Source organism: Paenibacillus sp. NRS-1781 (assembly GCF_050467745.1).
Classification (GTDB): domain Bacteria; phylum Bacillota; class Bacilli; order Paenibacillales; family Paenibacillaceae; genus Paenibacillus; species Paenibacillus terrae_A.
Window position 1 is genome coordinate 1 of record NZ_JBITPI010000082.1, and the last position, 11703, is coordinate 11703.

Genomic DNA, 11703 nt, shown 5'->3' on the forward strand with positions numbered 1-11703 from the left:
TTAGTTCAACTTATATAGATATGTTGACCGTGGAATAAAATAAAGGCGTTTTTGTCATTAAATGGCAAGGGCGTCTTTTTAGTGATAGGATTATTGGATTTTTGTAAATGACTAGCCTATAATTAGTTATTGAACTTTGTTGTGGAAAGGAAAGTGAAACGATGGCTTCAGAAAATTCATTTGATATCGTCTCCAAAATGGATATGCAGGAATTGACCAATGCGGTTCATCAGACGGAGCGTGAAATTGAAACAAGATTTGATTTTAAGGGGAGCAAAAGCAGCCTTAAGCTTGAAAAGGAAGCACTTACAATTGCATCGGAAGACGAATACAAGCTCAATGCGGTAATTGATATTTTGCAATCTAAAATGGCCAAGCGCGGTATATCCCTTAAAAACGTGGAGTACGGGAAGCTGGAGCCAGCTTCTTTGGGTTCAGTACGCCAGCGTCTTACACTCAAGCAGGGGATTGATCAGGATAATGCCAAAAAAATTAACATTCTTATCCGGGACTCCAAGCTGAAAGTGAAAAGTCAGATTCAAGGCGATCAGATCCGCGTGACCGGAAAAAACAAGGATGATTTACAAGCAGTCATTCAGTTATTGCGCAAAGCTGATTTACCATTGGAACTTCAATTTACGAATATGAAATAAAGCCGTTTTCCCTCATGCATATTGTAAGAATAAATGATGCTTGATGCGCGGCAGGTTATTTTGACATGCGTTTTGCACCATATTATACTTGTAACGAAAATGCAGATGATCAGGTGTATAGCGGTAGTCAAAACGATTTACATAGGATTGAATTCAATCCGAAAACTGCCATTTTTAATCAAGTACGATAATCAGGGGAGAGTGTGTTGTGAATTTACCCAACAGAATTACAATAACGCGGATTTGCCTCATCCCGGTGATGATGCTGGCCTTGCTGGTGGATTTTGGTTTCTATCCGCCGCCGATTGAGATCGGAGCTTTCGAGCTGCCGTATAATCAGTTGATGGCGGCTATCATTTTCCTCGTAGCCGCCAGCACGGATGGTCTTGACGGATACTTGGCCCGTAAAAATAACATGGTCACCAACTTGGGGAAATTACTGGACCCTCTTGCGGATAAGCTTCTGGTAACTGCTATTTTGGTTTCTTTGGTGGAAATGGGCAAGATTGATTCGTGGATTGTTGTTGTCATTGTTAGCCGTGAGTTTGCGGTTACTGGTCTGCGTCAAATTGCTTTATTGGATGGCTCTGTGGTCGCTGCAAGCAACTGGGGCAAATTAAAGACCATTATCCAGATTGTTGCCATTGTAGCGTTGCTCATTAATAATTTTCCGTTTGTCTTTCTGGGTATTCCGTTTGATTTAATAACGATATGGGCGGCTGCGTTTATTACTATTTACTCGGGAATTGACTATTTTGTAAAGAACAGTCATTTACTCCGCTCCTCCAAGGTCTAATAGGATAAGTTTCATGGGAACAGCGATAGGGAGTTTGCTTATTGCTGTTTCTTTGCATAATTCCCACAACATTCGCTCTACAGGAGGCAGAAACGATGAAAGCTGAAATCATCGCAGTAGGAACTGAATTATTGCTCGGACAAATTGTGAACACAAATGCCCAATATTTGTCGCAAGAGTTGGCTACGATTGGGATTGATGTATATTTTCAGACGGTTGTTGGCGATAACATGGATCGACTTCAGGAAGCGGTGCGTCTGGCTCAGAAGCGTGCGGATATTATTTTGTTCTCGGGCGGTTTGGGACCGACTCAGGATGATTTGACGAAAGATGCAATCGCCGCTGTGCTGGGGCGTAAATTGCATATAGACCGTCTCGCTATGGATAAGCTGGAACAGTTTTTCCGTAATCGCGGGGTGGAAATGACCGAAAATAATCGGCGTCAGGCGCTTTCCATTGAAGGGGCTACCCCTCTTGAAAATGAGACAGGTCTGGCTGTTGGCGATGCGATTGCACAGGATGGTAAATATTATGTGGTTTTGCCTGGACCGCCGAAGGAACTCAAACCGATGTTTAAGAATCAGGCGAAACCTTGGTTGCTCCAGCAAGCACTGAGTGGTGAGGAACTGCCGATTTATTCGAAAATGCTAAAGTTTGCAGGAATCGGCGAGTCAGCTCTCGAAACCCGCTTATTGGATCTGATCAAATCACAGACAGACCCGACCATTGCTCCTTATGCCAAGGAGGGAGAGGTCACAATCCGTATATCCACCAAGGCGGCCAACGAGAGCGAGGCATTGGTCAAGCTAGGGGCTACAGAAGCAGAAATTCAGCGGCGCCTTTCGGAATACATGTATGCGAGCGAGGACGTCACGCTGGAGAAGGTTATTGTGGATTTGATGTCCAATCGCGGACTGACTGTCAGCGCGGCAGAAAGCTGCACAGGTGGAATGCTGATGGAGCACATCACTTCCGTTCCGGGCAGCTCAGTTATGTTTCAGGGCGGTATCGTGTGTTATTCCAATGAATTGAAGAAAAAGCTGCTCAACGTGCCTCATGATTATTTGGAGGGGGACAATGCGCCCGGCGCAGTAAGCGAGGAAGTAGCCCTTGTGCTTTCTGAACAGGCAAGATTGGTCATGAACACTGATTTCGGACTCTCGGTTACAGGTGTAGCTGGACCCGGATATTCTGAGCAGAAGCCGGTTGGTCTGGTTTATATCGGTATTGCTGAGCGTGATAAGGAGACTGAGGTATACGAGCTGAAGCTGAGTGGGAACCGTGAAACGATTCGTCTGCGGTCTGTTAAAGCAATCCTGTACAGATTATGGCGCAGACTGGTGGAAAATGAGAAGCTCTCTTAATGATCTGTATCCGACACGAGTTTTCATAGAGTTGTTTTAGGTAAACGATTAATGATATAATCATACTATCGGAAGAACCGTTGCAAAAGCCTTTTTGCCTGCGGTTCTTTTTTGATTTAAGAGACAGATGGAAGTATAGAAGAGAACTGCGTAAACAAAAAAACGAATGTATGTTCGAAAAAATGCTTGGCAAGCGTGTCAAAACAAGGTATTATTAAAGTACAAACAACGAAGGATGTGAGTTTATTGTCAGATCGTCGTGCTGCGCTGGATATGGCGCTCCGTCAAATAGAAAAGCAATTCGGTAAAGGTTCCATTATGAAGTTGGGTGAGTCCACCCACATGCAAGTGGAAACAATTCCCAGTGGTTCGATTGCTTTGGATATTGCGTTAGGAACGGGTGGCTTCCCGAGAGGCCGAATTATTGAAGTATATGGACCAGAATCATCTGGTAAAACAACAGTAGCTCTTCACGCTATAGCAGAGGTACAAAAAGCAGGCGGACAAGCCGCTTTTATCGACGCCGAGCATGCGCTTGATCCGTCGTATGCTAGCAAGTTGGGTGTCAATATTGATGAGTTGTTGCTATCGCAGCCAGATACAGGAGAGCAAGCACTTGAGATTGCCGAAGCGCTTGTACGTAGTGGAGCGGTAGACATTGTTGTTGTTGACTCTGTAGCGGCACTTGTGCCAAAAGCGGAGATTGAAGGTGAAATGGGAGATTCCCATGTTGGTCTTCAAGCCCGTTTAATGTCGCAGGCATTGCGTAAGCTGTCCGGTGCTATTAACAAGTCGAATACCATTGCTATCTTTATTAACCAATTACGTGAAAAAATAGGTGTTATGTTTGGTAACCCTGAGACGACACCAGGTGGACGAGCTCTGAAATTTTATTCTACAGTTCGTTTGGATGTTCGCCGCATTGAAAGCTTGAAAAGTGGTAATGACATTGTAGGTAACCGCACACGTATTAAAGTGGTGAAGAACAAAGTCGCACCTCCTTTCCGTCAGGCGGAAGTGGATATTATGTACGGTGAAGGTATCTCCAAGGAAGGCAGTTTGATCGACATTGGTACGGAGTATGACATTGTCGATAAGAGCGGAGCCTGGTATTCCTATGAAGGTGAACGACTAGGTCAGGGACGTGAAAATGCGAAGCAATTTTTGAAGGAAAATCCGAACATTGCTAGTACGATCGAACAAAAAATTCGGGTGGCCAGCAATTTGATTGCGACGGTAGCTCCGCCGACAGAAGAAGAATTGGCACAGCAAGCCAAGGAAGAACAGGAATTGCTGGAGCTCGAGTAAATCTTGGTGAATCCTGGTTTGTGAACTGGAGCCAGGGGTATGACACAGCCGTTTGAATAGCATGATTCTGATGCCCTGCACAGTTGTGCAGGGCATTTTTGCATCGAATGTGGCCTGCGGTGTCAGCTACATTTTACTTTAGCGTGGCGGGCGTTCTCAGCTTGCTTTCGTGTATATCAAAGTGGGGGAAACACATTGCAATTGGAAGCTGAAGGTGAACACACTTCGAAGGAAAATGAGCAGCAAGGAATTTCCCTTTTTCCTGATCATGAGGAATTGATGGTTACGAGGGTGGAACAGGGGCAGGGGAGGAAACGCGGAAGATACACGATTCATTTTGGCCTGTATTCATTGTCTGTACTGGAAGATGTAATGATCAAGTACAATATGTTCAAAGGGACGACTTTCGTCAAAAAGGAACTGGAAGAAATCGTTCTGGCGGACGAAAAGCAACAGGCATACGTGCACGCGCTTCGTTATTTGGGACGAAAGCCACGTACACGTAAGGAGATTGAGCAGCGTTTGACGCAAAAGGAAATGGGTCAAGCTGTTATTGATGAAGTATTGAACCGTTTGGAGCGGGAGCAACTTGTGGATGACGATCTGTACGCTCGTCAGTGGGCAAGGCAGCGCGTAACGAGCCAGCGGAAGGGGAAGATGTGGGTAAGACAGGAACTGCGTCAAAAGGGCATCTCTAAAGCCTCTATCGGGGAAGCTTTAGGTGAGGTCAGCGATCAAGAGGAATGGGAGAGCGCTTTGATAGTCGGACGCAAAAAATGGAATCAGGTGCGTGGAGATATAATGGAGAAGAAACGGAAAACGTACCCCTTTCTCATGAGACGCGGATATTCGGGGGAAATGACACGCCGCGTAGTCAATCATCTTACGATGGCCGAGCAAGACGGGGCTTCCGATGACGAGGAATTATCGCTGTGGGATGAATAGCTGTTAAACAGCCGGGCATCCATTAGCTGGAATAAGCGAATAGGATAAGCTGGTTATCACATGGAAAGCCACATGGTAATCTACTAAAGTTTGCATTCCCTTGACAATGCCATTTGTCAAATAATAAAATATATATGAAACGATGCTTGTGGAACACCCTTTTTCCTTCCAAAAAAGTGGAGTCCACGGGTACGTTCTCATCGCCAAATAACAAGTGATGCCGCTATGCCAAGCGGAATTGTACATGTGAAAGCATGTGCATATGAAATGAAACGGCCGCATGCCGTTATCTTAGTTTGACGATCAAAGCTAATGTGACAATTGCAAAAAGTCCCAAGGAATGCCTTGGAGGAACCAACGAGGAGGTGAACAGTATGATGATGACTGCGATCTGGTTCGTTCTCGTTGCTGTAGCCGCGTTATTCTTTGGGTTCGGGATTGGTTATTTTATTCGCAAATCTATTGCAGAAGCTAAAATCTCCAGTGCGGAAGAAGCTGCCGCGCAAATCGTGGAGAACGCGAAAAAAGAGGCAGAAGCACTGAAGAAGGAAACGGTATTGGAAGCGAAAGATGAAATTCACCGCATCCGTGCCGAAGCTGAAAAAGAAACTCGTGAGCGTCGGAATGAAATTCAACGACAGGAACGAAGATTGCTGCAAAAAGAAGAATCGCTGGATAAAAAATTGGAATCGCTGGAACGTAAAGAAGAACAAGTGGCCAACAAAGAGAAACGAATCGATGAAACCCAGCAGCAGATTGATTTGATTTACAAGAGTCAGGTAACTGAGCTGGAGCGTATTTCCAATCTGACGACGGAAGATGCGAGAGGTATTATTCTGTCCAACGTAGAACAGGAAGTTCGTCATGAAACCGCTCAGATGATTAAGGAAATTGAGCAACAGGCCAAAGAGGAAGCGGACAAAAAGTCTCGTGAAATCATCACACTGGCCATCCAACGCTGTGCGGCGGACCATGTGGCGGAAACGACGGTTTCCGTGGTCACGTTGCCGAACGAAGAAATGAAAGGCCGGATTATCGGACGTGAAGGCCGTAATATCCGTGCGCTTGAAACCCTTACGGGAATTGACCTCATTATTGATGATACGCCGGAAGCAGTTATTTTGTCCGGATTTGATCCGATTCGCAGAGAGATTGCGCGTACTGCGCTTGAGAAGCTCGTAGCGGACGGACGGATACATCCGGCTCGTATTGAAGAAATGGTGGAAAAATCTCGTAAAGAAGTGGATGAACGAATCCGCGAGTATGGCGAACAGGCCACCTTCGAGGTGGGTGTGCATAGCCTGCATCCAGATTTAATCAAGATCCTGGGACGTCTCAAGTTCCGTACAAGCTACGGACAGAACGTATTGAAGCACTCGATGGAAGTTGCATACTTGACAGGTCTGATGGCCGGAGAACTGGGCGAGGACATTACACTGGCAAGACGAGCAGGGTTGCTGCATGACATCGGGAAGGCGCTGGATCACGAAGTGGAAGGATCACACGTTGAAATTGGCGTGGAACTGGCGAAGAAGTACAAGGAACACCCGGTCGTCATCAACAGTATTGCTTCACATCACGGCGACTGCGAAGCGACTTCAGTGATTGCTATGCTGGTTGGGGCGGCAGATGCCCTGTCGGCAGCAAGACCGGGAGCGCGGCGTGAAACACTGGAGACGTACATCCGTCGTCTTGAGAAGCTGGAACGCATTTCCGAGTCTTTTGAAGGCGTGGAAAAATCGTACGCCATTCAAGCTGGACGCGAAGTTCGCGTCATGGTGCAGCCAGAGAAAATTGATGATGCGGAAGCATTCCGACTGGCTCGTGATATAACGAAAACGATTGAAAATGAACTGGATTATCCAGGGCATATCAAGGTTACCGTCATTCGCGAGACCCGCGCGGTAGAATACGCAAAATAAAAGCAATTTAACGAAAAGTGGCCGCTGTTTGTAGGGCCACTTTTCATTATGTAAGGCATACCAGGGAGGGTTTTCTATCAACGTACTATTTATTGGAGATATTTTCGGTAGTGTAGGCAGAAAGGCATTAAGGGAAAATCTCCCTTCGCTAAAATCAAAATACAACCCGCATATCATTATCGTGAACGGGGAAAATTCAGCTTCAGGAAGAGGTATTACTCCAGCCATCGCGAGAGAATTTTTTGATTGGGGCGTACATGGTATTACTATGGGTAATCATACATGGGACAATAAGGATATATTTGATTTTATAGATGATGAGCCGCGTATCATACGTCCGGCAAACTTTCCGCCAGGAACGCCGGGGCGAGGCTACACCGTGGTGAAAGGTGGAGGCAAGGAGCTGGCGATCGTTAACTTGCAGGGCAGAACCTTTCTGCCACCCATTGATTGCCCGTTCCGCGCAGCAGATGAGATCGTAGATGAATTGCGCAAGAAGCATAAGCACATTTTGGTTGATTTTCATGCGGAAGCGACGTCGGAAAAAATCGCTATGGGTTGGCATCTAGATGGCCGTGCTTCAATTGTTGTTGGTACACACACCCATGTGCAGAGCAACGATGATACGATTTTACCGCAAGGAACTGCGTACCAGACAGATGTAGGCATGGTAGGTCCCTATGAAGGAGTACTTGGCATGCAGAGAGACGCCGTGTTGCAGAAGTTTCAGACTCAGCTTCCGGTACGTTTTCAACCGGACAACGGAAAATGGCATTTTCACGCAGTTAGCGTAGAGTTGAATGACAACGACGGTATGGCACGTAAAATTCAGAAAATTAGACTCAAAGAAGATGAATGGCGGATGGATTAACCTTTTTTGAAAACTGCTTAAGGAAAGAATAAGAAAAACTGTCACCAAAAAGCAGGAATTTTTTGCTGACCCTCGAATAACATCTAATAGTGGAATCAAACCATCATCATTCCCAGGGGAGGTACTTACTATGGATGTATTAAAAGTATCAGCAAAATCCAATCCTAATTCAGTTGCAGGCGCACTCGCAGGAGTACTGCGTGAACGCGGAAATGCCGAATTGCAGGCGATTGGAGCGGGTGCACTGAACCAAGCCATTAAAGCTGTAGCCATTGCCCGGGGATTTGTCGCACCAAGCGGAGTGGATTTGATTTGTATTCCTGCTTTTACGGATATTGTTATTGACGGAGAAGACCGGACTGCAATCAAGCTGATTGTAGAGCCAAGATAATAAATGTTAGTTGTTGAGCCTGTTTACGATGGTGTAAACGGGCTTTTTTGCATGGAAGTCGCCCTTTATTACATAGATTGTAAGATAACTTCATCACGCTGTAATCTATGAATGGAGGTAAGATGCATGAACAGTAAACCACACACGAAATGGTCGGTTGCCGATTTGCATTGTGATGTGTTGTGTAAGATGCAGCTTAACCCGCAGGTGGATTTCAGTCATCCCTCGCTTGATGTTACAAGAGAGCGTTTGTTAGAAGGCCATGTGAACTTGCAGACATTCGCTATATATATTTCCCAGGTGCTGGGTACGCCAAGATTTGAGCATATAATTCGTCAGGTTGAACTGTTCAGACAGCATATAATATCCCCATCTGTCGGGTTGAAGCCGCTATTGTGGAGGGAAGACTTGGAAGAACGTAAGGATACATCAGTGGGACATCCGGAAGGAAATGAAATAAAACAACATCAAGGATCACCGTGGGCTCTGCTATCGCTGGAGGGAGTGGAAGCGCTGGAAGGAAATCCGTTTTATGCTGAACTGTGCTATGCCTTGGGAATCCGATTGATCGGGTTGACGTGGAATTATGCAAATTGGGCTGCTGACGGCATTATGGAGCAGAGGGGTGGCGGACTGACTCGCAAGGGGCATGAGTTGGTCAAGCGCTGTAATGAATTAGGTTTGCTACTGGATGTATCGCATTTGTCTGTACAAGGCTTCTGGGAGGTGCTGGAGGAGGCAGCTCAACCGCCGATTGCTTCGCACTCCAACGCCTTCGCTGTATGTCCTCACACACGTAATCTTCGGGATGAACAGATTCGTGCGTTGATCGCGCGTAACGGACAGATTGGTTTGACTTTCGTCACAATGTTTCTCAAAGAGCAGGGTACGGTGACCGCTGAGGATTTGTTGCCACACATTGAACATATTTGTTCACTAGGCGGCGAACGTCATTTGATGTTCGGATCTGATTTTGACGGTATTGAGTATCATGTGCAAGGGCTGGAGCATCCGGGGAAATATCCGGGTTTTGCAGAACTGCTGCTGAAGCATTATTCTGAGGAGCTGGTCAAGGGGTGGCTGGGAGGACATGCGCTGGAATATTTACAAACAAATCTGCCTTCCAAAATGCCTTCTTAAATGAATCAATTTCATAATACCCTCAGTAGCTTTAATCAAGAGTACATATAGATAAAAATGGATTATTTGTCTATATGTAATATACATTTGGTTGCTTAATACCCTTGACAATGTGAGTTATATTACGAAATAATTGGAGCATCCTAGTATTGCATGGTGCTAAAACAACGCTTGCTGAAATATGACATACCTTGGGATGAGCCTGACGAGTCACCATGCTGTACCGCCTTGTCAGAGGGGAGCTCCATTACATAATGTTGATAAAAAAGGTTACCTGGCTTGAACTCTTCTATGACTTATTGTTTGTAGCCGCTGTCTCCAAGGCCACTCATGTTTTACTACACGTTGAACATGGTAGTATTTCTTTGGAGCATCTGGCAAAGTTTATTTTGATTTTTATTCCGATATGGTGGGCTTGGGTGGGGCAAACGGTCTACAACAACCGTTTTGGTCAAGACAGTATGACGCATCGAATCTTTATGATCCTGCAATTGTTTTTCGTGTTAATTATGACCGCCAGCCTGAATATAGATTTTGACGCGTATTATGTATCTTTTTTTGTTGGCTATATTGGTTTAAGAGGCTTGACTGCCGTTCAATATTTACTATCGGCACCCAAAGAAACGGGTCATAAACAGGAAACAGCTCGTTTTTTCGGTACCTATTTTTGGATCGGAATAGTCATCTCCAGTTTCTCCCTCTTTTTTGAATCCTGGGTTCGATATTTGATTTTATATGTCGGCATTGCTGTTGATATCCTGGTTCCTTTGATGGGTCGTAAAAAATTGGTGATCACACCTATCCATACGGAGCATCTATTAGAGCGCTTTGCACAATTCACCTTAATCCTGCTTGGCGAATCGGTAATCAGTATGCTTTCTGTTTTACAATCTGATCATTTCACAGTCTCTTCCGTTGTATTTGCTGCCTTGGCTTTTGTATTAGTCATCGCAATCTGGTGGCAATATTTTGAGAATATGGAGAAGCACGTAGATAAATCAAAACAAACAGCAGGGCAGACGATTATGTATGGTCATTTGTTTATTTATCTTTCACTTAGCATGCTAGCAGCTTCGATACAGCTCTTGTTTTTGGGACAAGTAGCTTATATCTTTGTACTTTGCTTTACCTTTGCTTCTGTACTTATTTACTTTTTGTCGGTTTTGCTGGTATTCCATCGCTACAGATTAAGTCATCTTAAACCAAGTCTTAGAGTCATTTTTTTCTTAACTGGGGTCCTCTGTGTCTTGTTTATTCTTAACATATTTATTGTTGTTCCCTCTCATCTCATCGTAGCTGAAATCATGCTGTTCTTTATTCTGTTCGCTAAAATGACAGTTCACGATATTAAAGGCTGAATAGGGCGAAAAACGGAACTTTGTCCCGCTTTCCTTTTCTTTCTTGGCAAAGTAGGCGTATAATAGCATAGATGTGTAAAGTATTGTATAGAGAAAAGGAGTGACCATACGATGAGTAAAATCGTACCTGTCGGCGTTTCCGCACGCCATATTCACCTGACTCAAGAGCATATTGAAATTTTGTTCGGAGCAGGATATCAACTGACGGAATTTAAACCATTATCCCAGCCAGGACAATTTGCTGCAAATGAAACGGTAGCCGTAATTGGTTCTAAGGGCCAATTTGATAAGGTTCGTATTTTGGGACCAGCTCGTCCGGCTTCCCAGCTTGAAATCTCTCGCACAGATTCCTTTGCTATCGGTGTAAAAGCGCCTGTACGCGAATCTGGCAGCATTGACGGAACACCAGGAATCACAGTAAAAGGACCAGCTGGAGAAGTGGAACTGCAAGAGGGCGTAATCGTAGCTGCCCGTCATATTCATTTCCATACGTCTGATGCAGCGAAATGGGACATTAAGGACAAGCAGTTGCTTAAAGTACGTGTCGGCGGCGAACGTGGTCTTGTATTCGAAAATGTTCTTGCGCGTGTGTCCGATTCTTTTGCTTTGGATATGCACATTGATACAGATGAAGCGAACGGAGCCGGCGTGAAAAACGGTGACAACGCTGAAATCGTAGACTAATATACGTATATAATGCCGAAAGGCAAAGGGTCTGATTCTTGCTAAAGAGTCGGGCTTTTTTACATACTAAGGATTCTCAAAATGGTCATCCATAAAAATATGGACATTAGATTCTCAGCGTACCCATTATGCGTTCACGGGGATATATGGCGATGGCTTATAAATCATGCTATAATTTAGTGTAATGCGTTTTTCAAAGGAGTTTTTACGGGCTTAAAAGAGATCTATCCATATGCAAAGATACAGTAAAAGCGTAATTGGCGTGAAATAG

Annotated in this window: 11 protein-coding genes; all 11 read left to right on the forward strand. The window is 44.9% G+C overall.

Annotated features, from left to right (window positions below):
* The first annotated feature begins 161 nt into the window (after nt 1-161).
* The 11 genes from ACIFO6_RS23330 to pduL all read left to right on the forward strand — a co-directional run bounded on the left by ACIFO6_RS23330 (nt 162) and on the right by pduL (nt 11432).
* The gene (locus ACIFO6_RS23330) at nt 162-653 is read left to right on the forward strand and encodes a YajQ family cyclic di-GMP-binding protein (RefSeq protein WP_430044357.1); all 492 of its coding nucleotides are present in this window, start codon (nt 162-164) and stop codon (nt 651-653) included.
* 208 nt (nt 654-861) lie between these two features.
* Entirely contained in the window at nt 862-1449 is a 588-nt protein-coding gene (gene pgsA / locus ACIFO6_RS23335; RefSeq protein ID WP_430044360.1) for a CDP-diacylglycerol--glycerol-3-phosphate 3-phosphatidyltransferase, read from the forward strand.
* Between the two features lie 95 nt (nt 1450-1544).
* Entirely contained in the window at nt 1545-2813 is a 1269-nt protein-coding gene (locus tag ACIFO6_RS23340; RefSeq protein ID WP_430044362.1) for a competence/damage-inducible protein A, read from the forward strand.
* A 246-nt stretch (nt 2814-3059) separates the two neighbouring features.
* On the forward strand, nt 3060-4121 hold the full coding sequence (gene recA / locus ACIFO6_RS23345; protein ID WP_430044408.1) for a recombinase RecA: 1062 nt from the start codon (nt 3060-3062) through the stop codon (nt 4119-4121).
* Between the two features lie 195 nt (nt 4122-4316).
* Nucleotides 4317-5066, forward strand: coding sequence for a regulatory protein RecX (locus tag ACIFO6_RS23350; protein WP_430044364.1), 750 nt, complete (start codon nt 4317-4319; stop codon nt 5064-5066).
* A gap of 377 nt (nt 5067-5443) precedes the next feature.
* Nucleotides 5444-6988: a ribonuclease Y gene (rny, locus tag ACIFO6_RS23355; RefSeq protein ID WP_430044410.1), complete on the forward strand. Its 1545-nt coding sequence runs from the start codon at nt 5444-5446 to the stop codon at nt 6986-6988.
* A gap of 76 nt (nt 6989-7064) precedes the next feature.
* Nucleotides 7065-7859 (forward strand): TIGR00282 family metallophosphoesterase, encoded by a 795-nt coding sequence (locus ACIFO6_RS23360; RefSeq protein ID WP_043922434.1) that lies wholly within the window; start codon nt 7065-7067, stop codon nt 7857-7859.
* Between the two features lie 130 nt (nt 7860-7989).
* Nucleotides 7990-8250 carry a stage V sporulation protein S gene (locus ACIFO6_RS23365; RefSeq protein ID WP_007430104.1) on the forward strand — a complete coding sequence of 87 codons (261 nt, stop codon included), beginning with the start codon at nt 7990-7992 and terminating at the stop codon, nt 8248-8250.
* Between the two features lie 126 nt (nt 8251-8376).
* Nucleotides 8377-9390: a dipeptidase gene (locus tag ACIFO6_RS23370; RefSeq protein ID WP_430044366.1), complete on the forward strand. Its 1014-nt coding sequence runs from the start codon at nt 8377-8379 to the stop codon at nt 9388-9390.
* A gap of 254 nt (nt 9391-9644) precedes the next feature.
* Nucleotides 9645-10748: a low temperature requirement protein A gene (locus ACIFO6_RS23375; protein WP_430044368.1), complete on the forward strand. Its 1104-nt coding sequence runs from the start codon at nt 9645-9647 to the stop codon at nt 10746-10748.
* A gap of 111 nt (nt 10749-10859) precedes the next feature.
* Nucleotides 10860-11432 carry a phosphate propanoyltransferase gene (pduL, locus tag ACIFO6_RS23380; RefSeq protein ID WP_013309962.1) on the forward strand — a complete coding sequence of 191 codons (573 nt, stop codon included), beginning with the start codon at nt 10860-10862 and terminating at the stop codon, nt 11430-11432.
* Nucleotides 11433-11703: the final 271 nt, after the last annotated feature.

Bases quoted from the DNA above. Each gene is read 5' to 3' on its own strand.
- pduL (WP_013309962.1), top strand. From the start codon at position 10,860: ATGAGTAAAATCGTACCTGTCGGCGTTTCCGCACGCCATATTCACCTG.
- ACIFO6_RS23340 (WP_430044362.1), top strand. From the start codon at position 1,545: ATGAAAGCTGAAATCATCGCAGTAGGAACTGAATTATTGCTCGGACAA.
- ACIFO6_RS23330 (WP_430044357.1), top strand. From the start codon at position 162: ATGGCTTCAGAAAATTCATTTGATATCGTCTCCAAAATGGATATGCAG.
- ACIFO6_RS23375 (WP_430044368.1), top strand. From the start codon at position 9,645: ATGTTGATAAAAAAGGTTACCTGGCTTGAACTCTTCTATGACTTATTG.
- rny (WP_430044410.1), top strand. From the start codon at position 5,444: ATGATGACTGCGATCTGGTTCGTTCTCGTTGCTGTAGCCGCGTTATTC.
- ACIFO6_RS23365 (WP_007430104.1), top strand. From the start codon at position 7,990: ATGGATGTATTAAAAGTATCAGCAAAATCCAATCCTAATTCAGTTGCA.
- ACIFO6_RS23370 (WP_430044366.1), top strand. From the start codon at position 8,377: ATGAACAGTAAACCACACACGAAATGGTCGGTTGCCGATTTGCATTGT.